At 66.4% G+C, this 24069-nt stretch carries 21 protein-coding genes and 1 tRNA gene; 8 read left to right on the top strand and 14 right to left on the bottom strand.

Features of this window, described 5'->3' with window-relative positions; translation table 11 throughout:
* Positions 1-33: 33 nt before the first annotated feature.
* On the bottom strand, positions 34-219 hold the full coding sequence (locus tag FHY04_RS01425) for a hypothetical protein (RefSeq protein ID WP_183935154.1): 186 nt from the start codon (positions 217-219) through the stop codon (positions 34-36).
* Position 220: 1 nt separating this feature from the next.
* The gene (phaR, locus tag FHY04_RS01420) at positions 221-790 is read right to left on the bottom strand and encodes a polyhydroxyalkanoate synthesis repressor PhaR (RefSeq protein ID WP_166746851.1); all 570 of its coding nucleotides are present in this window, start codon (positions 788-790) and stop codon (positions 221-223) included.
* Here phaR and FHY04_RS01415 point away from each other — a divergent pair, their 5' ends adjacent.
* From FHY04_RS01415 to FHY04_RS01405, 3 genes are all read left to right on the top strand, one after another.
* Positions 791-1876: an alpha/beta fold hydrolase gene (locus FHY04_RS01415; RefSeq protein ID WP_260171264.1), complete on the top strand. Its 1086-nt coding sequence runs from the start codon at positions 791-793 to the stop codon at positions 1874-1876.
* 32 nt (positions 1877-1908) lie between these two features.
* Positions 1909-3120, top strand: coding sequence for an acetyl-CoA C-acetyltransferase (locus FHY04_RS01410; protein ID WP_183935153.1), 1212 nt, complete (start codon positions 1909-1911; stop codon positions 3118-3120).
* Between the two features lie 179 nt (positions 3121-3299).
* Positions 3300-6551 (top strand): TonB-dependent receptor domain-containing protein, encoded by a 3252-nt coding sequence (locus FHY04_RS01405; protein ID WP_260171263.1) that lies wholly within the window; start codon positions 3300-3302, stop codon positions 6549-6551.
* Positions 6552-6648: 97 nt separating this feature from the next.
* Here FHY04_RS01405 and alr read toward each other — a convergent pair whose 3' ends face one another.
* From alr to FHY04_RS01390, 3 genes are all read right to left on the bottom strand, one after another.
* Positions 6649-7677, bottom strand: a complete 1029-nt coding sequence (gene alr / locus FHY04_RS01400; protein WP_311723577.1) for an alanine racemase — start codon at positions 7675-7677, stop codon at positions 6649-6651.
* 88 nt (positions 7678-7765) lie between these two features.
* On the bottom strand, positions 7766-9835 hold the full coding sequence (locus FHY04_RS01395) for a TonB-dependent receptor (protein WP_183935150.1): 2070 nt from the start codon (positions 9833-9835) through the stop codon (positions 7766-7768).
* A gap of 81 nt (positions 9836-9916) precedes the next feature.
* Positions 9917-11101 (bottom strand): acetyl-CoA C-acyltransferase, encoded by a 1185-nt coding sequence (locus FHY04_RS01390; RefSeq protein WP_183935149.1) that lies wholly within the window; start codon positions 11099-11101, stop codon positions 9917-9919.
* 336 nt (positions 11102-11437) lie between these two features.
* Here FHY04_RS01390 and FHY04_RS01385 point away from each other — a divergent pair, with 336 nt between their 5' ends.
* Positions 11438-11887: a hypothetical protein gene (locus tag FHY04_RS01385; protein ID WP_260171262.1), complete on the top strand. Its 450-nt coding sequence runs from the start codon at positions 11438-11440 to the stop codon at positions 11885-11887.
* The gene (locus FHY04_RS01380) at positions 11884-12633 is read left to right on the top strand and encodes a TorF family putative porin (RefSeq protein ID WP_166746859.1); all 750 of its coding nucleotides are present in this window, start codon (positions 11884-11886) and stop codon (positions 12631-12633) included. The genes FHY04_RS01385 and FHY04_RS01380 overlap by 4 nt, the downstream gene beginning before the upstream one ends.
* Before the next feature lie 192 nt (positions 12634-12825).
* Here FHY04_RS01380 and FHY04_RS01375 read toward each other — a convergent pair.
* Both FHY04_RS01375 and cpdR read right to left on the bottom strand, forming a co-directional pair.
* A tRNA-Val gene (locus tag FHY04_RS01375) sits at positions 12826-12897 on the bottom strand.
* Between the two features lie 44 nt (positions 12898-12941).
* Entirely contained in the window at positions 12942-13319 is a 378-nt protein-coding gene (cpdR, locus tag FHY04_RS01370; protein ID WP_183935148.1) for a cell cycle two-component system response regulator CpdR, read from the bottom strand.
* Positions 13320-13416: 97 nt separating this feature from the next.
* Between cpdR and FHY04_RS01365 the strand changes: the two genes are divergently transcribed.
* Positions 13417-14295 carry an N-formylglutamate amidohydrolase gene (locus FHY04_RS01365; protein ID WP_183935147.1) on the top strand — a complete coding sequence of 293 codons (879 nt, stop codon included), beginning with the start codon at positions 13417-13419 and terminating at the stop codon, positions 14293-14295.
* Between the two features lie 305 nt (positions 14296-14600).
* Here the strand turns inward: FHY04_RS01365 and FHY04_RS01360 are convergent, their stop codons facing one another.
* Together FHY04_RS01360 and FHY04_RS01355 are read right to left on the bottom strand one after the other, a co-directional pair.
* Positions 14601-15368, bottom strand: coding sequence for a SapC family protein (locus FHY04_RS01360; protein ID WP_183935146.1), 768 nt, complete (start codon positions 15366-15368; stop codon positions 14601-14603).
* 64 nt (positions 15369-15432) lie between these two features.
* Positions 15433-16881, bottom strand: coding sequence for an FAD-binding oxidoreductase (locus FHY04_RS01355; RefSeq protein ID WP_183935145.1), 1449 nt, complete (start codon positions 16879-16881; stop codon positions 15433-15435).
* A 66-nt stretch (positions 16882-16947) separates the two neighbouring features.
* Here FHY04_RS01355 and FHY04_RS01350 point away from each other — a divergent pair, with 66 nt between their 5' ends.
* Positions 16948-17421: a hypothetical protein gene (locus tag FHY04_RS01350; RefSeq protein ID WP_221211588.1), complete on the top strand. Its 474-nt coding sequence runs from the start codon at positions 16948-16950 to the stop codon at positions 17419-17421.
* A gap of 130 nt (positions 17422-17551) precedes the next feature.
* Positions 17552-19141, top strand: coding sequence for a DEAD/DEAH box helicase (locus tag FHY04_RS01345; protein ID WP_183935144.1), 1590 nt, complete (start codon positions 17552-17554; stop codon positions 19139-19141).
* Positions 19142-19357: 216 nt separating this feature from the next.
* On the opposite strand, the gene FHY04_RS01340 is transcribed toward FHY04_RS01345, so the two are convergent.
* From FHY04_RS01340 to FHY04_RS01320, 5 genes are all read right to left on the bottom strand, one after another.
* The gene (locus tag FHY04_RS01340; RefSeq protein ID WP_183935143.1) at positions 19358-19975 is read right to left on the bottom strand and encodes a glutathione S-transferase family protein; all 618 of its coding nucleotides are present in this window, start codon (positions 19973-19975) and stop codon (positions 19358-19360) included.
* Between the two features lie 117 nt (positions 19976-20092).
* Positions 20093-20962: a dienelactone hydrolase family protein gene (locus tag FHY04_RS01335; protein ID WP_183935142.1), complete on the bottom strand. Its 870-nt coding sequence runs from the start codon at positions 20960-20962 to the stop codon at positions 20093-20095.
* 35 nt (positions 20963-20997) lie between these two features.
* Positions 20998-22062, bottom strand: coding sequence for an MBL fold metallo-hydrolase (locus tag FHY04_RS01330; RefSeq protein WP_183935141.1), 1065 nt, complete (start codon positions 22060-22062; stop codon positions 20998-21000).
* Positions 22063-22239: 177 nt separating this feature from the next.
* Positions 22240-22917 (bottom strand): DUF1013 domain-containing protein, encoded by a 678-nt coding sequence (locus FHY04_RS01325; protein WP_081874195.1) that lies wholly within the window; start codon positions 22915-22917, stop codon positions 22240-22242.
* A 111-nt stretch (positions 22918-23028) separates the two neighbouring features.
* Positions 23029-24063, bottom strand: a complete 1035-nt coding sequence (locus tag FHY04_RS01320; RefSeq protein ID WP_183935140.1) for a glycosyltransferase family 1 protein — start codon at positions 24061-24063, stop codon at positions 23029-23031.
* Between the last annotated feature and the right edge of the window lie 6 nt (positions 24064-24069).

The following is a 24069-nucleotide window of genomic DNA, read 5'->3' as shown; positions in this document are numbered from 1 at the left end:
CGTCGAGGCCGCGGCTCGGCGCCGCCCCGCCAGCTAGGTCTTGAACGCCAGCCCGATGGTGACCGCCAGTCCCATCAGCGACAGCATCTGCACGGTCGGCCAGTCGACCCAGCCGACCGCGTCGGGATCGCGCCGCCGATGGCGACGGCGGGCGCCCAGACCCGATGCGATCGCGAGCGCCGCAAAGCCGCCGCTCGCCGTCCACAGCAACGGTGCCATGTCAGCTCCCGAGCTTTTCCACCTTGTCCTGAAGACTGGCGAGTTCGGTGCGCAGGGCAGCGATCTCCTCGTCCTTCGTCGCCACCGGCCTGGCTGCTGGTGCGGGGGATGCTGCACCCGCAGCATTGCCGGGGGCAAAGGCCTGCGCTGCAACGTCGAACATCGCCAGATTACGCTTGGCAATGTCGGCGAAGGGCGAATGGGCAAACGCCCCCTCGACCGCGGTCTTGAACTGTTCCTGATTGCGGCGGAAACTGTCCATCGAGGCCTCGAGATAGCCGGGCACCATCTTCTGCATCGAATCGCCGTACATCGAGATCAGCTGGCGCAGGAAATTGACCGGCAGCATCGTCTCGCCGCGGCTTTCCTCCTCCATGATGATCTGGGTGAGGACGTTGTGCGTGATATCCTCTTCGGTCTTCGCATCGACGACCTTGAAGTCACGGCCCTCGCGAGTCATCGTCGCGAGATGATCGAGCGTGATGTAGGATGATGTTTCGGTATTATAAAGCCGCCTGTTGGCGTACTTCTTGATGATGACAAGCCCGTCGACCGTGCTTTGCTTCTTCATATGCAGCCCCTCCACGTGACCGGGGCAAACGCTACGCGCTTTGACATTGCGCCGCAACATGGTCCACGGCCGTTGCCGCTGTTCCTCGCCATGTTGCGCAACGAAACCGCAGCATCGCCCGACCGCCGCGCGCGGGCGCTGGCCGGGCTCGACCGCTATCAGGCCGCGCCCCGGGATCTGCCCCTGCCACCCCGCCCGATCCGCGCGTCGGCCGGCCGGGCGGTCCTGCGCGACTATGGCGGTGGCACTACGGGCAAGCCGGCGGTCATCGTCATACCCTCGCTGATCAACCCCGCGGCGATCCTCGATCTTTCCGCGGACACGTCGCTGATGCGGTGGCTGGCCGCGCGGGGCTATCATGCGCACCTGCTCGACTGGGGAACGCCCGGACCCGAGGACCGGGACCTCGACCTCGACGCGCACGTCGCGCGCATCATCTTGCCCCTGCTGCACGGATTTGCCGAACCGCCGATCCTGGTGGGCTATTGCCTCGGCGGCACGCTCGCCGTCGCCGCTGCCGCCTTGACGCGGGTGGCGGGGCTGGCGACGATCGCCGCACCCTGGCATTTCGCCGGCTATGGCGAGACCGCGCGTGCCGAGATGGCGCGACTTTGGCGCGCCGCCGCGCCGTTCGCGCGCCAGACGGGGCTGTTACCGATGGAAGTGCTGCAAAGCGGGTTCTGGCAGCTCGCGCCCGCGCAGACGATCGCGAAATACGAGGGGTTCGCCGACCGCGATCCGACCAGCCCCGCCGCGCGCGCGTTCGTCAGGCTGGAGGACTGGGCAAATGCGGGTGCGCCGCTCCCCGCTGCCGCCGCCGCCGGACTGTTCGGGGACATGATCGCCCGGGACCTCGCCGGACGCGGTCTGTGGCAGATTGCCGGTCGCCCGATCGCCCCGCGGGCGTTGTCCTGCCCCGCGGTCGAGTTCGTCGCCCGCAACGACCGGATCGTGCCCGCCGCCACTGCGATCGGGCTCGCGGACCGGCGCGACGTCGATGCCGGCCATGTCGGCATGATCGTCGGCAGCCGCGCCCGCGCGCAGCTGTGGGAGCCGCTCGCGAACTGGATAGATTCGCTCGGCTAGCGTATTGGATCCGCAAAACGAGAGGACCCGTCATGACCGCCACCCATCCCAGCGACATCGTCATCACCGCCGCCAAGCGCACGCCGGTCGGCAGCTTCCTCGGCGCCTTCGCCACCGTCCCCGCGCATGAACTCGGCCGGACCGCGATCGAGGCGGCGCTCGCGCAGGCGGGTGTCGACGGTGCCGATGTTTCCGAAGTGATCCTCGGCCAGGTCCTGACCGCAGCGCAGGGGCAGAACCCCGCGCGTCAGGCGTCGATGGCGGCGGGTGTTCCCAAGGAAGTCCCCGCCTGGGGCGTCAACCAGGTCTGCGGCTCGGGGCTGCGCGCGGTCGCGCTTGCCTGTCAGGCGATCCAGACCGGTGACGCGACGATCGTCGTCGCCGGCGGGCAGGAATCCATGTCGCTGTCCGCGCACGCCCAGTCGATCCGCGGCGGGCAGAAGATGGGCACTCTCAGCCTTGTCGACACGATGGTCAGCGACGGTCTGACCGACGTGTTCAACGGCTATCACATGGGCATCACCGCCGAAAATCTCGCCGAGCAATATCAGGTTACGCGCAGCGAACAGGACGCCTTCTCGGTCGGCTCGCAGAACAAGGCGGAGGCGGCCCGCGGATCGGGCCGATTCAAGGACGAGATCGCCGCGGTAACGATCAAGGGCCGCAAGGGCGACACGATCGTCAGCGATGACGAATATATCCGCGCGGGCGCGACGATCGAGAGCGTGTCGGGCGTCCGGCCGGCGTTCAAGAAGGACGGCACCGTCACCGCGGCGAATGCGAGCGGGCTCAACGACGGCGCCGCCGCGCTGGTGTTGATGCGCCGCGACGAGGCCGAGCGCCGCGGCAGTCCGGTGCTCGCAACCATCCGCAGCTGGGCCTCCGCCGGCGTCGATCCGTCGATCATGGGCATCGGCCCCGTCCCCGCCACGCGCCGCGCGCTGGAGAAGGCCGGCTGGACGATCGCCGATCTCGACCTGATCGAGGCGAACGAGGCGTTTGCCGCCCAGGCGTTGTCGGTCGGCAAGGAGCTCGGCTGGGATGCCGACAAGGTCAATGTCAATGGCGGCGCGATCGCGATCGGCCACCCCATCGGCGCCAGCGGCGCGCGTGTGCTGACGACGCTGATCTACGAGATGCAGAAGCGCGACGCCCGCAAGGGTCTCGCGACGCTCTGCATCGGCGGCGGCATGGGAATCGCTATGTGCCTAGAAAGGCAACGTTTCGTACCAGTTGTTGCATGAATGTGACAGCCAATGTACAAAAGTGACATCGAGCCCTCTGGATTGTAACAAACTTATTGATTGGCTCCGTCCGCACCGTCAGCTTGCCCCAATAACAAGGCGAATGCGCCGAACATTGGGGGTTTTTAATGAAGCTATCGGGACTTTTGGGTGCGACGGCGCTAGCGAGTGCGTTTGCGATGATCCCGGGCGTTGTGGCCGCGCAGACTGCCGCCACGCCGCCTGCCGCCCCTTCGGACGAGACCGTGCAGACCGATACTCCGGCCCCGGTCGCCCAGGGGGAAGAGATCACGATCACCGGCTCGCGCATCCGGTCGCCGAATGCCACGTCGGTCGTTCCGGTCACGACCATTTCGGCCGCGGACCTGACCCAGACCGCGCGCACCTCGATCGGTGACGTCCTTAACGACCTGCCGCAGCTGGTCAGCACGTTCAGCCAGTCGAACTCGACCCGCTTTCTCGGCACCGCCGGCCTCAATCTGCTCGATCTGCGCGGTCTCGGAGCGCAGCGGACGCTCGTGCTGGTCAATGGACGCCGCCATGTCGGTTCGGACATCCTGAGCAACGCCGTCTCGGTCGACGTGAACACGATTCCGACCGACCTGATCGAAGCCGTCGACATCGTGACGGGCGGCAATTCCGCCGTTTACGGCTCGGACGCACTCGCAGGCGTCGTGAACTTTCGCCTGAAGTCGAACTTCGACGGCCTGCAGATCCGCGGCCAGGGCGGCGTCAGCGACGAGAAGGACGCCGGTTCGTATTTCGTCAGCGTGACGGGCGGCAAGAATTTCGCAGATGATCGCGGCAACATCGCGGTCAACCTCGAATATGTCCGGACCGAGGCGTTCTTCGCATCGCAGCGCAAGGAATATCGCCAGAACGATGCATTCATCACGACCAACATCGATGCCGCCGGCGCCGGTTTGAACGGCAATCTGAACTTCGACGGCGTCCCGGACGCTAGCTTCTTCCGCGACGTCCGCGTCGGGACCTTCTCGGATGGCGGCCTGTTCGCCTTTGCCGGCGCTGGCGCAGGCGCCACCGCTGGTGCCGGTTGCGGCCGCGACCCGCTCGGCCGCGCCTATACCTGCAACTATCTGGTCCAGCCCGGCGGCGGTCTTGCCCTGCAGACCGGCACGCGCGTCGGCATCGCAGGGGGTACCGCCGCGAACCCGTCGACGACCCCGGCCGGCGCGTTCCTCGGCGGCAACGGCAACACGCGCCGCGAGGGCGTCCTGTTGCAGCTGCTGCCGCAGCTCGACCGCTATTCGGCCAACCTCATCGCGCATTTCGAGGTGTCGCCGGCGTTCGTGCCGTTCGTCGAGGCGAAATATGTCCGCGTCGACTCGGTCGGCCTCGGTGGGTCGGGTCCGGCATTTTACACGGGCTCGACGATCGACGGCTTGTATGAGCGCCCGCGTCTGGACAATCCGTACCTCAACGCTGGTACGCGGGCCGCGCTGACCACCCAGGCACTGGCGTCAGCGAACAACTTCATCAACCCGACATCGGGCGCGGTGATCGGGCAGACGCTGAACGCGGACGGTTCGGTCCTTCGTACGCGCGAGCAGAACCGTGACATCCTGATCAACCAGATCAATGCCGGTACGACACGCCTCATCATGCGTAAGAACCTGACCGATCTCGGATCGCGTCGTGAGGATGCCCGGCGCGAGACCTATCGCTTTGTCGCCGGTGTTCGCGGGGACTTCAACGACACCTGGAACTACGAGGTCTCGGCGAATTACGGCGAATTCACGGAGCGGACCCGGGTCCTCGGCAACGTCGATACACAGCGTCTGGCGCTGGCGCTCGATGCCGTGCGGAACCCGGCCGGCCAGATCGTCTGCGGAGCGCAGCTCGATGCGAACCGTGCAAATGCCGGCCCATTGATTGCCACCCCGGGCCAGGACCTGAACGGTAATGCTGCCAACCTCGCTGCCGATATCGCCGCATGCCAGCCAATCAACCCGTTCGGCACCGGCAGCATCTCGGACGCCGCACGCAGTTATGTGCTGCGGAACACCGAGTCGGCGGGCAAGATCACCCAGCTCGACCTGATTGCGACGATGTCCGGCGACACGTCGAAGTTCTTCAACCTTCCCGGCGGGCCGATCGGCTTCTCGGTGGGCGGCGAATATCGCCGGGAAACCAACTTCTTCGAGGCCGATCCGTTCGTGTCGGGCGGCTATACCTTCTACAATGCGCTGGCGACATTCGACCCGCCCTCGTTCGAGGTGAAGGAAGCTTTCGGCGAAGTCCGCGTGCCGCTGCTCAAGGATCTTCCGCTGATCCAGAACCTGACGCTCGGCGCCGCCGGTCGCGTATCGGACTATAAGGGGTCCGCAGGAACGGTGTACACGTACAACCTGAACGCCGAATATTCGCCCGTTCAGGATATCCGCTTCCGTGCCAATTACGGCCGCGCCGTGCGCGCACCGAACCTGTCCGAGCTCTACTCGGCAGCGGGGCAGAACTTTGCGTCCGTGACAGATCCCTGCTCGTCGGACAATCTGGGTCGCGGCACGCAGTTCCGTGCGGCGAACTGCGCAGCCGCGGGCATTCCGACCAGCTACAACTTCATCTACGGCCAGACGCTCGAAATCATGACGGGCGGCAACCAGAACCTGAACGTCGAGAAGTCGGATTCCTACACCTATGGTGGTGTCATCACGCCGCGGTTCATCCCCGGCCTGACGCTGTCGGTCGATTACTATAACATCAAGGTCAACGATGTTATCACGGCCGTCAGCGCACAGGGCATCATCAACAACTGCTACGACTCGCCCTCGATCACCGACAACCAGTTCTGCGCGCAGTTCCAGCGCGTTGCCGCCGGTGGTACGGGACCGAACAATGAGCAGGCCTATCGCATCATCGAAGGCAGCCTGCTCCAGTCCTCGCTCAACTTTGCGAGCCTGAAGCGTCGTGGTATCGATGCCGATGTCAGCTACCTGCGGACGGTCGGTAACACCCGCCTGTCGGCCCAGGTGATCTATACGCACATCCTCGAGAGCAGCAGCTTCCTGAACCCGCTTCAGCCGAGCTTTGCAGACACGACGGTTGGCGAGCTGGGCTATCCGAAGGATCAGGTCTCGGTGAACCTGGGCGCCGACTTCGGTCAGGTGACCTTCAACACGCAGTTCCGTTATTTGTCGAAGCAGTCCGTCGGGGCGATCGAGAACCGGATCGCCTTCCAGGATCGCGCACCGCAGAATCTCGACGACTTCAGCATCCCCTACTATCCCGATGTGCTCTACATCGGTGCCAAGCTGGGCGTGGACATCGGCGAACGTTCGAACTTCTACGTCGGCATCGACAATCTGACCGACCGCCTGCCGCCTCTCGGCGCGACGGGCACCGGCTTCGGCAGCGGCATCTTCGACAATGTCGGCCGCCGCTTCTATGCCGGCATGACCGCCAAGTTCTGATCGGACCTGGTATGACTAGCGAGGGCCGGTGTTTCACCGGCCCTCTTTTTTTGCCTCTGGCAGCAGCGGCGCCGGCGACCGCGCGCGAAACCCGACGCTAGGACCAGCAGCGGCTGAAACGCGTACCCAGGCTGGTCAGAAGCTCATATTGCGACATGCCGGACCGTGCCGCCGCGCCGCGCAGGTCGGTATCGAACGACAGCCAGTCCGCTTCGGCCAAAGTCGTCCCCTCGGGCAACGCCACCGCAACGAGATCCATCGAAACGCGGCCGATGACCGGAAGCGAAAGCGCGTTGGACGAAGCGATACCACGGTCGGAGAAGCCCCGGAAATAACCGTCTGCATAACCGAGATTGACGATCGCGATCTCGGTGTCGGCCTTCGCCGTCCAGGTCGCGTTATAACCCACGCTTTCCCCAGCCCGAACGAGGCGACGCTGAAGGACCTGCGCTTCCATCGTCACGACGGGCACGACCGCATCGCCCAATTCCCCTCGCGGCACCCCGCCATACACCGCCAATCCCGGCCGTGTCAGATCGAACGCATAGTCGTGCCCCAGCGCGATGCCGGCGGAATTGGCGAGACTCATCCGCCGCGCGCCCGTCATGCCCTGCAACGCCGCGAACCGATCGCGCTGTACCGCGTTCATCGCCGCGTCCTCATCGGCGCAGGCGAGATGGCTCATCAGCGTCTCGATTTCGAGGCCGTCGAGCAGCCCGTCGGCGATATCCTGCCCGGACACGCCGAGGCGGTTCATCCCTGTGTCGACCATGACGTCGCACGCGCCCCCGCCCCCGGCCTTCCAGCGCGCGACCTGTGCCGGCGTGTTCAGCACCGGACGCGCGACCCCGGCGCGGGCCGCCACCATGTCCTCGTCGCGGACCCCGTGCAGGACGGACACCGCGAGGCCGAGCGGCGCAAGCTCGACGGCCTCGCGCCAGTTGGAGACGAAGAAGTCGCGACACCCCGCCCCCGCCAGACGCCGCGCGACCTCGACCGCGCCGAGGCCATAGCCGTTCGCCTTGACCGCCGCGCCGCACGCGGCGCGGCCACTCATGCGGTCGAGCGTCTGCCAGTTGCGGACGAGAGCGTCGCCGTCGAGGCGCAGGCGGAGCGGGGCGGGAATATCGATCACCCGCGCGGGATAGAGCGCTCGCGCGGCATCGTCGATGACCTTCCCGCCTGCCCGCCCTCGCCCGGCCCCGATCCGTCCGTTACCGCATGGCGTAGCGCAGCCCGATCCAGAGCGTGCGCGGCGTCGCACGTTCGACGATCGTGCCGCTGCTGATTCCCGCCTCGACAGTTTCATCGAACAGGTTTTCCGCGCGCGCCTCGACGACCAGCGCGCGGGTAAGCGGATAGGCCGCATAGGCGTCGAGCGTGGTTGCGGGATCGAGGCTGCGGCTGTTCTGATCGTCGTCGAACTGGCGCGCGACATGGCGCACCGTCAGCGATGCGGCGGCGGCATCGCGGCGCCAGTCGACCGTCGCCGATACCTGGTCGCGCGGCGTCTGGGCCGGACGCAGCCCGTCGAGCGCGATCGCGGCGGCCGAGGCGTCCACGGTCGAATTGACGTGCGACCACGAGGCCTGGACGCCGATCGGGCCGGGGCGATACGCAGCATCGATCTCGAACCCATGCGCGCGGATCGCGTCGAGGTTGCGGCGGACGCGCGACGCGCTCGTCGCGGTCGACGAGAGCGTGACGTTGGCGATCGCGTCCTTCAGCCTGTTGTAGAAATAGGTCGCGGCGATGCTGACCCCAGGCGCGGGCGCCAGCGTGACCCCACCCTCGACCCCGGTCAGCCGCTCTGGCGACAGCAGCGCATTGGCCGCGGTCGTGTCGTTGCCGACGCGGAACGGGCGATAGAGTTCGTTGAGCGTCGGCAGCCGCCAGCCGCGATAGCCTGCGACACGGAGCGTAACCGCGTCGACGGGACGATAGGCGATCCCCGCGCGGCCCGTCGTTTCGGTGCCCTCGCGATCGGCATAGCGCAGGTCGGTGACCGGCAGCCCCCCGGCGAGCGGTCGTTCCGACAGATAACCCTGGTCGATCGTCCAGCGGTCGATCCGCCCGCCAAGGCTGAACGTCACATCGCCCGCGACGAGGCTGCCGTCCGCGAACAGCCCCGACGTGGTCGAACTGCCCCCCGCCTCGCGTCGCCGCGTCGGATTGCCGCCGGCAAAAAAGAACAGCTCCTGCGTCTTGCCGCTGACGTCGCGAATGTCCGCGCCGAGCCGCAGGGTGATCGCCTCACCTAGCGGCGGGAGAAGCTCGAACCGCGCACCGAGCCCGGTCGCGGGCGTATTATACTGGTCGAGCGACTGGGTCGTCGCGCTGCGTGCCGCATTAATGCTGCCAAAGCTCGAGGCAAAGGCGCGAGTCTGAAGATAACCGAGCAGCGAATAGCCCCAGCGCCCCCGGCCGACTAGCCGCAGGCTGGCATCCGCGCCCTCGCTGCGATTGTCCGTGAAATCGGAACCGCGGTCGCGCGTATCGGTGAAGGCGCTCGCGTTCAGCTGCAGTTCGGTGGTCGCGTCGACGGCGATCACCGTGCGCACGGCGCCCGACGCCTGTTCATACGGCGCCGGGCGATCGACCGCGCCGCGCGACCCCGCGACCGTCGGCGTGAAGCCGTCGCCGCGCGTATAAGCGCCCGACACGACCGCGAAACCGCCGTCGCGGACCAGCGCCGCGGAGGCCTGCGCGTCGACCGAGTCGCGGCTGCCATAGGCGATGCCCGCCTGGAACGGGGCCAGCTGGTCGGGACTGGCGCTTTCGAGCTCGACGGTGCCGGCAAGTGCGCCCGGCCCCTGATAGCCGCTGCCGCCGCCACGCGTGACGCGGATCCGGCCGAGCCGGCCCGTCGCATAGGCGGGAAACGCGACCCAGCCGCCGAACGGGTCAGCCTGCGGGACGCCGTCGAACAGCAGCAGCGCGCGGCTCGACGCATTGCCACCGATGCCGCGCAGCGAAATGCCCTGGCTGGTCGGGTTGGCGCTGCGTGAATCCGAGCGGCGGAACTGCTGCAGCCCCGCGACATCGGCGAGCACGGTTTCCAGCCGGTTGCTCGCGCTCGACTGGATGCGGTCGCGCTCGATCGTGACAATATCATAGGCCCGGTCACCTGGTGCATCCGCCAAGCCGCGGCCGGTGACGACGATCACCGGCGGCGTCTCGGCGACGGGCGATGGGGCGACGCTCTGCGCGATGCCTGGCGTCGGGAGCGCGAGCGGAAGGAGAAGGACGGCGGACAGGCGACGCGATCGCGCGATAATGGTCATCGCGGGCTCATGCCAGCATTGCACCGCCGGCGAAAAGCCTCTTTCGCCAAAGACCTGACGCCAGGGCAAAGGCGGGCTGCGTCAGACGAGTTCGACCGCGACCGCCGTTGCCTCGCCGCCACCAATGCACAACGCCGCCACGCCCTTGCGCAGACCGCGCGCCTTGAGTGCGGCAACCAGCGTGGCGATGATCCGCGCGCCGCTTGCACCGATCGGATGGCCGAGCGCGGTTGCGCCGCCATTGACGTTCAGCCGGTCACGCGGGATTGCGAGGTCGCGCATCGCGATCATCGCCACCGTCGCGAACGCCTCGTTCACCTCGAACAGGTCGACGTCCCCGACCGACCAGCCCGCGCGGTCAAGCACCTTGCGGATCGCCGAGACGGGTGCGGTCGTGAACTGCGCGGGGGCGTGCGCATGCGCGGCGGTCGCGACGATCCGCGCCTCCTGCGCCAGCCCCAGCCGCGCGGCGACGCTCGCCCGCGTCAGGACCAGCGCCGCGGCCCCATCCGAGATCGAGGCCGAGGTCGCCGCGGTGATCGTCCCGTCCTTGGCAAAGGCGGGGCGCAGGCCCGGGATCTTCTCGGGCTTTGCCTTGCCCGGCTGCTCGTCCTCGACGACCGCGACGTCACCGCCGCGCGTCTTGACCGTCACCGGCACGACCTCGTCGCGAAAATGGCCCCCGGTGACCGCCGCACTCGCCCGCGCCAGGCTTTCGAGCGCGAACGCGTCCTGGTCTGCCCGTGTGAATTGATAGGTACCCGCCGTGTCCTCGGCGAAGGCGCCCATCGGCTTGCCCTTTTCATAGGCATCCTCGAGACCGTCCAGCATCATCGAATCGGAGACGACGTCATGGCCGATCCGCGCGCCGCCGCGATGCTTGGCGAGCAGGAAGGGCGCATTTGTCATGCTTTCCATCCCGCCCGCGACGACCACGTCGACGGTCCCGGCGGCAAGCGCCTCGAACCCCATGATCGCGGCCTGCATTCCGGATCCGCACATCTTGTTGATCGTGGTAGCCTCGACCGAATCGGGAAGCCCCGCACCGAGTGCCGCCTGCCGCGCGGGCGCTTGTCCTAGCCCGGCGGGCAGGACGCAGCCCATATAGATGCGGTCGATCACAGCCGGGTCGACCCGTGCGCGCTCGACCGCCGCCTTGACCGCCGTCGCGCCGAGTTCGGTCGCGGTAACCCCTGACAGCGCCCCCTGGAATCCACCCATCGGCGTGCGGGCATAGCTGGCGATGATGATCGGATCGTCGGTCATGGAGATCGTTCCTGTAAACGGCATGCGGCGTGCGCCAGTGGACCGGGGCCGGCGTCGCCGCGCACGGGCGCGGACCATACCGGATCATCCAAAGTCGCTGCAACCGACGCTCTGAGCGCCCTGCCATACCCGCGGTAAATGGCGTGTCAACACCACCACGCCGCCGTGACGCGCTGCCCCGAATTGCCGGACGCAGCACGTCGCACCCCCGGTCCGACGCGGTACCCGCGCAACGAACCGCCAGACGCGCGCGTTCACAGGCCATGGTCAATCGACCGTGCCCAGACTTGGAAGCGTCACCGGCCAGCATAAGCCGGGACCCGAAAGGAGACGAACATGACCCATATGTTGCTCGCCGGCCTCGCGCTCGCGACCGCCGCCACCATGGCCGCACCGACCATCGAACACACGTCGCGGGTCGATCATCACAGCGGCCCCGTGGAGGTCCGTTATCGCGGCGCGGTCGTCGTCGAACACCGCCAGATCGGCGCGGTCGCACCCGCGGGGCAATCCTCGACGCTGCGTTGTGCCTGGACCGCCAACATGATCGTCGACCGGCACGCCAAGGCGTCTTCTGGCACGCTGATAACGCGTAACTTTGCGCGCGATGGCGTTGCGGCGGGCCACCAGCCGGGATGGTGCAGCAGCAGCCGCGCCGCGATCGCACGCGAGGTCGCCGCGAAGACGCGCGACCTGCATCACGACGTGACCGCCATGGCGCAGGAAGACCATGACGTACTCCGCGCCGAACTTGATCAGATCCACGGAGCGTTGGCCGCAGGATGACGCGCCCCTTCACGCACACACTCGCGCTGACCCTGTGCAGCACGGCAGCCTTTCTCCCAACGTCCGTGCGGGCACAGGTCGCGCCCTCCGGCGGGATCGAGGTCGCCACCGACGAGGCACGCCGCGGGCTCAGTTGGAGCGAGGGCCGCGCGGTGTTGTCCGCGGATGCGGCGGCCTCGCTCGGCAGGATCGACGCGACAGCGCGCGTGACGACGCTCCGCAACGCCGACCGCCACGCGGGCGCCGACGCGGTCGTCGACGTCATGCTGGCGACGGGGTGGGATCTGGGCGCGGTCACGCTCCGGACGTCCGCGACCGGGCATCTGTTCGCCGGCGCGCGCACCGGGATGGACTATGCCGAGATCGGCGCGTCCGCGCGGTACAGCTATGGTCCGGCCCGTCTGGTCGGCGGGATCGAGTTCGCCCCGTCGCAGGATGCGCTGGGGGGCAGCAACGTCTATCTTTATGCGAATGCCGATGCTGGGATCCCCGGGACGCCCTACACGCTGCTCGCAGGTATCGGGCACTCCTCGGGCACCACGACGGATCCGCTGCGCATACAGCGGCTGCGTCCCGGTGGCAGCTATACCGATTGGCGATTGGGCGTGGAACGCCAGCAGGGGCCGCTGACGCTCGGGGTCGATTATATCGGCACCGACATCGCACGCGCCGATGCGACCGGCCCGTTTGCGGATGCGCGACACAGCGGCGACCGTATCGTCGCCCGCGCGCGGCTGGGCTTCTGATCCCGCAAGAGCGCAGTGATCCGCGCTCCCGAGTCCGGCCCCCTTGAAGGGCCGTGCTCACGAAGATCCAGAAATGACATGATGGGGTTTGGGAAGCCCGGAAGTCCCTGAGGACATCCTCTGCTTCGAATTATCCCTACCCGGCTTTCTGTCTGCAAAGACGAGAAAGACCGGGTAGGGTCAATTCCACGGTGGGCGTGGCAAGGATTGAACTTGCGACCCCTGCGATGTCAACACAGTGCTCTACCACTGAGCTACACGCCCGCCGGAGCGCTCCACTAGCCGCGCTTATCGCGGGGCGCAAGCGCTCAATTGAAGCTTGTTGCATTATCCATCTCGAACAGCCGATCGACCTCGGTCACCAGGTCGCGGAGATGGAAGGGTTTGGACAGCACGCGCGCCTGCGGCATCGTCTTGCCCGCCTTCAGCGTGACCGCTGCAAAGCCGGTGATGAACATGACGCGAAGATTCTTGCAGAGCTCGCCGGCACGCTGTGCCAGCTCGATGCCGTCCATCTCGGGCATCACGATATCGGTCAGCAACAGGTCGAACGTCTCGGTCTCGAGCAGCGGAATCGCCGCGGTGCCACGGTCGACCGCGGTCACCGCATACCCCGATCGCTGCAGGGCGCGGGTAAGATATTCGCGCATGACCTGATCATCCTCGGCCAGCAGGATTCGCAACATCGATATATTCCCGTGATTTAGCGGTCCGTTACTCCATAAGCAGTTAAGATTTCCAGATCGTTTGCCCGTTCATGCAATGCGCCCTACGCTTTTCCGCATGCAGTCTCCTTCGTTCACGCGCTTCGGCGACCTGCCGCCTGCCAGCCCGGTGGTGATGTCGGTACCGCATGCCGGTCGCGACTATCCGCCCGCCTTGCGCGAGGCGTTACGCGTCCCGTTCGACACCGTGGTGGCGCTCGAGGACCGTCATATCGACATCGTCGCCACCCGGGCACGGACGGTCGAGACGATGATCGTGCAGACCCGGGCACGCGCCTGGATCGACCTGAACCGCAGCGAGGCCGAACGCGATCCCCGCGTGGACGAGGGGGCGAACCCGATGGCGCAGCCTCAACCCTCCGCCAAGCTGCGAAGCGGCCTCGGCCTGGTGCCGCGTCGGGCAGCCGCCGCGCCCGATCTCTGGCGGCGCCGGTTTACAGACGCGGACATCTTCAGCCGGATCGCCAACGACCACCGCCCCTATCATGACGCGGTGCGCGACGCGTTGGCCGCAGCGCAGGCGCGGTTCGGGATCGCGATCCTCCTCGACGTCCATTCGATGCCGCCGCTCTCGGCGGCGGGCGTACCGGGCGGCAGCCCGCCCCGGATCGTGCTGGGGGACCGTTTCGGCCGCAGCGCCGATCCGCGCTTCCTCGCCCGCCTCGAGACCGAGATCGCGGATACAGGCCTGCCCTTTGCCCGCAACGCGCCCTATGCCGGGGGGCATATCCTCGAACGGCACGCACGTCCCACCGCGGGGATCCACGCGATCCAGCTCGAATTCGATCGATCGCTCTATCTGGATCGCCAGTTCGACGGGCTGGGCACCGGCGTGGATGCGACGGTGCGGCTGCTCAAGGCGCTTCTCACGGCCTTGACGAACGAGGCGCTGGCCATGGGCGCATCGGCCACCACCCGGGCCGCAGCGGCCGAATAAGGGCCAGCGCCAGCGACACCAGTTCCCCGCAGCGGGATCCCAGCTTGGCACATAAAAAAACCACCCCGTGCGCGAAGCACGAGGTGGCCAAGGTTCAGGGAGGAGGCACGCTAGAAGCGTGCCGTACGACGCCGCGAAAGGGGGGGACACGGTGCCGTACAGGTCTAAAATGGGCGAGCGGGATTTTGGTTCAACCCCGACGCGAAAAATTCTGCGCCGCAACGATCGCAGCCCGGGATCCCAGCGCGAGCGACCGGCATCCGGTGCGCCGACCGACCGCGCTGCGATCGGTCGGCGCGGACGGATCAGCCGCCGAGCTGCGGCAGCGGCGTCTTGCCGAGCTGGACCTGGCGGGCAAAGATGTCGCGCATCAGCGCGAGCGAGAACAGGTGTGCGTAGAGCAGCGGCAGCATCCCCGACTTGCTGATCTTGCGCAGCGCATCGCCGCGCAGGTCGATCAGCTTCTCCTCGTTGACCATCTGGAACCCGCGATAGACGAAGGGCTGCTCGGCACCGTCGGGCTGGATCGAGACTTCGCCGTCCATCAGCAGGCCGAGTTCGCGCAGCTCCTTCATGAAGTTCTGGGTGCGCGCACCGGCCTGTTCGAACGATTCGTTGAACGCCAGGATCGACTTGGTGACCTCGGTCGGCGCGCCATCCGCGAACAGCGCGTCGCCCTCGTCGAACGCACCGAGCGCATCGGAGGTCGGATCGAAGCAGAGCGACAGCTCCTGCGCATCGGGATGCAGCCGCGCGAGCATGTACGGATAGCGGCGGATATAGGCGGGAACGTAGAAGGTGTTCTCTGTCAGCTTGCCGTCGTCATTGATGAAGACGTTGACGCCCTCGTTGAGGCCCATCAGCGCCAGCGGGATCGCATCGTCGCCGACCGAGAAGACGATCGGCATGTGACGCTGCACCAGCGGGAATTCGTCGACGGTGATCGGGATCGCATGCTGGCCGACGAGGAACGGCGCGCTCTCCTGCGGGCGAACCTTGTAATCGGCGTGGGTGTCGCTCGAAAGCGGCTCTAGGCCATTGTAGAAGAGCGGAAGCTGCGGTGCGCTGGCCATCATATATCTCCAGTGTTTCGTCAGAGGATCTGGGCGGCAGGACGCCGGCGATTGGCGCGAGGCTCTATGGCGTGACGCCTGCCCGTGCAAGCGTGACGAGCTTGCCGGGGTTCAGCAGCCCGTGCGGATCGAATGCGGTCTTCACCGCGCGCAGGATCGTCAGCCGTGCCGGCGACGACAACCGCTCCAGCTCGCCAATCTTCATCTGGCCGATCCCGTGCTCTGCGGAGATCGATCCTCCGGCCGCGACGACCAGATCGTCGACGAAGCGCGTCACGACCGGCGCATCCTCGGCATACCAGCGCGCGGGATCGGTGCCCTGCGGGGCGCGGACGTGAAAATGGACATTGCCGTCGCCCAGATGGCCGAACCCGCTGGCATGCGTGCCAGGAAACCGCGCCTCGCAGGCCCGAGCGGCATCGATCATGAAGCGCGGCATCGCCTCGACCGGGACCGAGATGTCGTGCTGCGTGGCGGGGCCGAGCGCACGTTCGGCCGCGGACAGGGAATCACGGATCCGCCAGAATGCCGCGGCCTGCGCCTCGCTGGCGGCGATCACGGCATCCTCGGCCTGCCCTGCCTCCAGCGCGGCGCCCAGCAGCCGTTCGAGCAGCGCCGCGGGGGTCTCGCCGTCCATGGACGGTGCGGTTGCCTCGATCAGGACATGCCAGGCATGGTCGCCGTCGAGCGGCGCACGCGTTCCCGGGAGATGCGCGACCGCTGCCGCTAGCGTTTCGCGGGGCAGGATCTCGAAGCTTTCGACACGGTCGGTCGCCGCCTGCAAGCGGCGGAGCAGCCGGAGCGCGCTGTCGGGTCCGGAGACCCCGACCCAGGCGACCGCGCGTGCGGCCACGGCTGGCACCAGCCGCAATGTGGCTGCGGTGACGATCGCCAGCGTTCCCTCGGATCCGACCAGCAGCTGATCGATGTCGTAGCCGCGATTGTCCTTCTTCAGCGCAGACAGGCCGTCATGGACGCTGCCGTCGAGCAGCACCGCCTCGACCCCTGCGACCAGTCCGCGCATCGTCCCGAACCGCAGCACCTGCGTGCCACCGGCATTGGTCGAGACCAGGCCGCCGATCGTCGCGCTGCCGCGGGCACCGAGCGTCAGCGGGAAGCGCTGGCCGGCCGCCTGTGCGGCGTCGTCGAGATCGGCGAGAATAGCGCCTGCCTCCACCACCGCGAGGCCTGCCTCGGCATCGATCGACCGGATGCGGTTGAGACGGCGCAGCGACAGCAGGGCGGCACGGCCATCGGCGGGCGGCGTCGCCCCGCCGACCATCGACGTGTTGCCGCCCTGCGGTACCAACGGGACGCGGAACGCCAGCGCGGCCTGGGCGATCGCCGATACCTCGGCAACCGACGACGGAGCGAACATCAGCGGGGCTGCACCGTGGAACCGGCCGCGCCAGTCCTCGAGCCAGGGGGCGATATCGGCGGCATCGGTGACGATGGACTTGCGCTCGAGTTGCGGGGCAAGCGCATCGAGCATCTGTGTCTGTTCGGGCGTCATGACAGCGCCGCTAAGCGCAATTCACCTCCCGTTCAACGATCGCGGTTAACGCTGCTTAGCGACATCATGATTCACCCTGCGCTTCCCGCCTCCCTCCTCGCCCTCACCGCCCCCCTCGCGGCCGTGGCGAACCCCGCCGTGCCGGCGCGCGCGCGCGTCGAGATCACGCAAGTCTCGATCCACGAGCGGATCATCATCCGCGTCCCCCGCATGTTCAGGCGATCGGCCCAACCCGTCGGTAGCGCGCCCTTGTCGAAGCCGCGCGAGTGGAAGGAGCGCAAGGGGCCCAAATGCGTCGCCGTCGCGGAGATAGCGGGCGCCTTTCTCGGCCAGCCGGGCTCGGTCGATCTCGTCATGCAGGACGGCACGCGGTTGCGCGCGAAGCTTGATGGCGACTGCAAACCACTCGACTATTATCCGGGCTTCTACCTGCGGCCGAGCGGTGACGGTCTGATATGTCGCGATCGCGACGCGATTCGCATGCGGTCTGGGGCACGCTGCGAAATCGATGACTTCAAGACGCTGAAGCTCAAGCAATAGACAAGACCGTACGGGTGATGTGCGACTTTCGTCGTGCCGCCACCCGCTTTCCTTGACATTTTGCTGGAAATCCGCGAGCGGCGGGGCGCTTGAGGGAATAATGCGCGCCCTCCTTTTCCCGGACATATAAATGAGCTTTGCCGATCTCGGCCTTTCCGAAGAACTCCTGAAGGCGGTCACTGACGCCGGCTATACCGAGCCGACGCCGATCCAGGCCGGCGCGATCCCTTCGGTTCTCATGATGCGTGACATCATCGGCATCGCCCAGACGGGCACCGGCAAGACCGCGTCGTTCGTGCTGCCGATGATCGACATTCTTGCCCACGGCCGCAGCCGCGCCAGGATGCCGCGCTCGCTGATCCTCGAGCCGACCCGCGAACTGGCCGCGCAGGTTGCCGAAAACTTCGAGAAATACGGCGTCAATTCGCATCTCTCGATGGCGCTGCTCATTGGTGGCGTGTCGATGGGCGACCAGCTCGCCGCGCTCGAAAAGGGCGTCGACGTCCTGATCGCGACGCCGGGCCGGCTGATGGACCTGTTCGGCCGCGGCAAGATCATGCTCAACGGCTGTTCGCTGCTGGTCATCGACGAGGCGGACCGGATGCTCGACATGGGGTTCATCCCCGACATCGAAGAAATCTGCACCAAGCTGCCCAAGTCGCGCCAGACGCTTCTGTTCTCGGCAACGATGCCGCCGCCGATCAAGAAGTTGGCGGACAAGTTTCTCTCGAACCCTAAAACGATCGAGGTCTCGCGCCCTGCATCGACCAACCTCAACATCAAGCAGTATCTGGTCCCGGTCGCCAGCCAGACCGCGAAGCGCGAGACACTGCGCCGGATCCTGGCGCAGGACGAGGTCACCAACGCGATCATCTTCTGCAATCGCAAGACGACCGTGCGCGACCTCAACAAGGTGTTGAAGCAGGCGGGTTACAAATCAGGTGAAATCCATGGCGACATGGAGCAGCCCCAGCGGCTCGCCGAACTGGACCTGTTCAAGAACGGTGCGGTGACGATCCTCGTCGCCTCGGACGTCGCCGCACGTGGTCTGGACATCAAAGGCGTGTCGACGGTCTTCAACTATGACGCGCCATGGCATCCCGACGATTATGTCCACCGGATCGGCCGCACGGGCCGTGCGGGCGCGACGGGCACAGCCTATACCTTCGTCGCACCCGACGATTCCGAGAATATCCAGAATATCGAAAAGCTGACGGGCCAGACGATCGAGCGGCTCAAGCTGTCCGAGCCGAGAGCGCTGGCTCCGGCGGCTACCGCGCCGTCCGATAGCAATGAAGAACTGCCACCGCGGCGCGAACGGTCGCGGACCCGGCGGGTGCCGCGTGCCGATGTGGTTGCCCATGCCGTCGAGGACGCAGTGATGGCGGCCGCAGAGATCGCAGCGCCCTTGCCCGCCGCGACGCCGAAACCGTCGCGCTGGGCTCGGACGCCGATTGACGAACCGGTCCCTGCCGCACAGCCTGCGCTTCCTCGTGTTGCTCCGGCAATGCCCATCGCGCCCGTCGCGGAACGTCCTGCCGCGGCCCCGGTGCCGACAGTGCCGCCAGCACCGTCGACCGCCATGCCCGAGCAGGCACGCGAGCCAAAGGTCAATCCCGTGCGGGCCACCCGCCGCAGTACCGTGCCCGACGCGCCGGTTGACGGGTGGAACGGCCCCTTCCCCAGCTTCCTGAATGCCGTGATTGGCGGATACGAGTGATGCCGAGAGACTAGCTTCAGGCTTCCCCACTATGGGAGCGATAGCGACACAAGCGCGCGCTCGCCGTTTTGATCGTCGATCCACGCGGCGATCGCCTTGGGAGTGCGGGGGCACGTGGCCGAGTTGACGAATGCCCGCGCGATGGGGCCAAAGGCGCTGGCGGGTTAGCTCGCGTCCTAGGCCACCTGATCGGGCATTCGACCTCCTAGCGCAACCTCATGACGCCATCTTGGCCATAGCGTCATCATCCAGCGTTGCTGCCCGCCGATAGGCCGCGCGTTCGGTCAGGCGGGCGGCATAGGCCTCGAATGCTGCAAGCGTCGGCATCGTGCCGAACTGTAATCCCCATATGACCTGGGCACCCACATAGACATCGGCTGCCGTGAAGCGTTCGCCCGCGATATAGGTATGCGCCGCAACGGCATGCTCAAGTCCCGCGATCGCGGCCTCGAAACTTCCATAACCGACCATCCGCTGCTGCGTCTCGGTCGGGACCACGCCGAGCGATCGGTTGGTAATCGCGGCCTCCAGAGGCCCGGCCGCGTAAAATAGCCATCGATAATAGTCGGCCCGCTCGTCGGCCGTCGGCGCCAATTGTGCCTCGGGCACGGCGTCGGCCAGATAGGCGCAGATCGCGCCGCATTCGGTAACGACGTGGCCGTCATGGACGATAGCCGGCACCTTGCCCATCGGATTGACCGAAAGATACGGCGCCGCCTTCATCGTTGTCGCATAATCGAGCATTACCGTATCGTAAGCGGCCCCGGTCTCCTCGAGCATCCAGCGAGCAATACGCCCCCGCGACATCGGATTCGAATACAGCGTCAACGTCATGGCCCGCCCCTCAAGAACATAGAGTGAACGATGGTCTCATGGCGATGCCGTCCCGTCAAGATGCGATCGCGGATCGCACCCAGCGGGTTGTGCCGTCGAACGAAGCGGCGATGTGTCCTACGCCAGCGCCGTGGCGAACAGCGCGAGCATACGGCCCCACGCACGGTCCGCCTGCACCGGATTATAGACCTTGCTGTCGGGCGGGCACCATCCGTGCATCGTTTCCGGATAGACCTCGATTTCCGCCGGACGCTTTGCTGCCGCGAAGGCTGCCCGCAGGACATCCTTCTCGGTCGGCGCGCGCGCATCGTCGTTCGCCGCTATTGCGATCAGATAGCCGCCTTTTAATGCGGGGATCAGGCGGTGCGGGCTATCGGGTGTGTCGGTCACGAAACCCCCGCCGTGAAACGTCGCCCCCGCACGGATGCGTCCCGATACCGCAGCAGCGGTGCGGATCACCATCGGCCCGCCCATGCAATAGCCGGTGGTCGCCAACCCGCGCTTGCGATCCACCTGCGGTTGCGCATCTAGGAACGCGGTGAAGGATTTGGCGTCACGGACCGTACCCTCGGGCGTAAGCGCATCACGAAAGGGTGCAATTCGAGCGCGGACGGCCGGCTGGTCGTAGGATTCACCGGGGCTAAGGAACGGTGCCTTGGTCGACCGATAGAATTGATTCACGACCAGAACGGCATAACCCGACTGCGCGAGCCGATCGGCCATCTGACGGAACGCCGAACGCAGGCCCATGATGTCTGGCCAGACAAGCACGCCCGGATAAGTCCCGGTAGCCGGCGCGACGAAATAGGCGTCAGCCTGGCCATCGGGCGTCTTGATCGACACGTCGCGTCCGGTGATCGGCTTCGCATCGGCCGGCACGGGCAACAGCATCGCAAGGCCTGCGGCCCCGGTCATCACGCCGAACTGGCGCCGCGACATGGCGGCGAGATAGTGTTCGTTATCGTCTGCGGTATGCTCGTCGCACATGGGGCCTCTCCTGCCGGCTTTGATCCGATGCTAGCTCACGTTGCGCGCCACCACCACACGCCATCGACACTGTCCCGAACGGCGCGACCCTCGACCTCGAGCCGACGCAGATGCGCGAGCGCTTCACCCGTCGCCATGCCGAGCAGATCGGGGCCGATCGCGCGCCGGAATAGCCGTCCGAAACACTCGACCGCACGACGCGGCTCGGCGAGAAAGGCAGCGAGTTGTTCGAGCAGTTCGCGGTGCTCACGATCCATCGCGTCAAGCCTGGTATGAAGACCAGTAAACGGATCGCCATGCCCCGGCAGGACCAGCAAATCTGCGGGCAATGTCTTCAGCCGGGCGATCGCGGCAAACCATTCGCCCAGCGGATCCGCATGCGGCTCGGTGATGCCCAAAGAGATATTGGGACTGATACTGGGCAGAACCTGATCCCCGGCGATCAGGATGCCCGATGCTTCGTTAAGAAGGCATGCATGCTCTGGGCTGTGGCCCGACCCAATCACGACCCGCCAGTCATCGCGGCCTACTGTCAACACGTCACCGTCGGTGATCCGCGTGTAACCCAAGGGAAGCGGCGTGATGATCTTGCGGAATCCCGCCCACCCCTTCGCACTGGCATGCGCGATCTGCGTACTGTCCCAGCCCGCACCGCGCCAGAATGCCAGCATTTCAGCAGGAACGGCATCCCTGGCATCAGCCGCCAGCATTCGTGCGGTCAGCCATTCACCTCGGGTCATGACGAGCGCCGCGTCGTGCGTTTCGCATAGCCAACCAGCAAGGCCGATATGATCGGGATGAAAATGCGTGCCGATCACGCGGGTGATGCGGACGCCCGACTTCGGCCCTGCAAGGATTGCGGTCCAGGCGTCGCGCGCTTCCGGCGTATTCATGCCCATATCGACGAGCGCGTCGCCGTCGCCATCGGCGAGCATCCAGCAGTTCACGTGGCGCAGCGGACCGGGCATTTTGAGGCGTACCCAGTCAACGCCGGGAGCGATGCGAATTACGTTACCGGGTTCGGGCTCGCGGTGGCCCAAAGGGTAGACCAGCCCCTTGTGTGTTAGCGGTTCATCTTGTGGAGCCGGCAGCGACGTCATGTGCTGCAGGTAGCAACCGCCAGGCGCCAGAGATAGTCCCCGGGCCGACACGCGCATCAGCCATGCCGCGTGCCCTCAATGCCCTGTGCCGCCGGCCATCCCCGCGCCGTCAGGACCGCAAACCTATTCGATAGCCTGTACCGGCCCCGCACCGTGCCATGCGGGGACCGGGAACGTTCAGCGCTTGAAGGGGTCGTCAAACAGCGGCTTGACCGGCAGGACACCGCCCTCTGCGACGAACTGCGCGTCCGCCGCTGCCTGCGTACGCTCGTTACGAAGCTGCTCGAGCAGCGCCTCACGATCACCTTCGAGACGCGTGTCGGTCGGTGCTTCCATACCCGCCGCCTTGGCGGCCTTGGCAACCGCGGCGTCGAGTTCGCGCTGCGACGTCAGGCCAAGCGTGACCGGGTCCTTTGGCGTGATGTTGGCGATGTTCCAGTGGCTACGGTCACGGATCGCAGCGATCGTCGTGCGCGTCGTGCCGATCAGCAGCGAGATTGCGCCATCGGTGATTTCGGGATGATTGCGGATAATCCAGGCAATGCCATCGGGCTTGTCCTGACGCTTAGACACCGGCGTGTAACGCGGGCCCTTGGTCCGGCGGACCTGCTCGGGACCCTTGATCATCTTGAGCTGATAATCGGGGTCGGCCGCGCCCTTGTCGATCTCGTCCTGCGTGACCTCATGCGCGCGGACGGGATCGCGCCCCGTCAGCTTGGTCGACGTGGTGTCGTCGGCGATCGCCTGGATCTCGAGAATGTGCAGACCGCAAAAATCTGCGATCTGTTCGAAACTGAGCGCAGTGTTGTCGACCATCCAAGCGGCGGTCGCATGGGGCATGAGCGGCTGGGCCACGGCGGAAACTCCGTAAAAATAGAAAGGGCCGCCCCTTTCGGAGCGGCCTGACATGACACACGACTTAGTGCGCCCATGGCTAACAGGCAAGCGCGCGATCGTCGCGTCGCATCATGCCGCCATGCGCGGTTGATCGAGTGGACGGGCAAGCGGAACAAGGGCACGCAGAAACTGGCGCGCACTTGCGGGCCAGCTGTACCGGGCAGCATAGGCGGCGCAGGCGACAGGATCGCGGGTCAGTGCCGCCGCGATCGCTTCGTCGAGATCCTCATGCATCACGCCAACGCGCGGGTCGAGTACGTCGATCGGGCCTGCGACGGGATAGGCTGCAACGGGAGTCCCGCACGCCAGCGCCTCGATCATGACCAGCCCGAACGTATCGGTGCGGCTCGGAAAGACGAGAACGTCCGCAGTCCGATAGGCCGCAGCCAGCCCTTGTCCGTCGCGCTGACCGAGAAACACGGCATCGGGGAAGCGACGTGCAAGCGCGGCGCGCGCGGGCCCGTCGCCGACCACCACCTTCGTTCCCCGATGCGCGGACGACAGAAAGGCCTCGACATTCTTCTCGACAGCGACGCGCCCAACATAGAGCAGGATCGGCCCGGGGAGCGCCGCCATCTCCGGATCACGGGCGCCGTCCAGCCCGAATTGTGCAAAATCGACGCCTCGCCCCCATTCGCGAACCTGATGCAGCCCCTGTGCGGTAAGTGTTGCCGCGACAGAGGGCGTGGAGACCAGGATCGACTCGGCGGGACGATGGAACCAGCGAATATAGCGCCATATCCAGGCGGGGTTCGCGCCCGTCCGTGCCGCGATATAATCGGGAAACTGGGTATGATAGGCGGTCGTGAACGGCAGATCTCGGGCCAGGCACCAGGTTCGTGCAGCGAGGCAGACTGGACCTTCCGTCGCGAGGTGTATCGCATCGGCACCAAAGCTTTCGAGCAATCGTCCGACTGCGCCCGACCGTGCAAAGGCCAGCCGAATCTCGGGATAGGTCGGACACGGCATCGAGGCGAACTGCGCGGGGGATATGATCAGCACTTGATGACCCACCGCTTCGAGTTCCCGCCGGACGGACTGCAAGGTGCGAACCACGCCGTTGACTTGCGGGCTCCAGGCATCGGTGACGATCGCGATACGCATCGGGGT

Origin of the sequence: Sphingomonas sp. BK481 (assembly GCF_014194875.1) — a bacterium.
Classification (GTDB): domain Bacteria; phylum Pseudomonadota; class Alphaproteobacteria; order Sphingomonadales; family Sphingomonadaceae; genus Sphingomonas; species Sphingomonas aerolata.
Note: the sequence above shows the minus strand (reverse complement) of the source record. Positions and strands in the feature narration are given on the sequence as shown.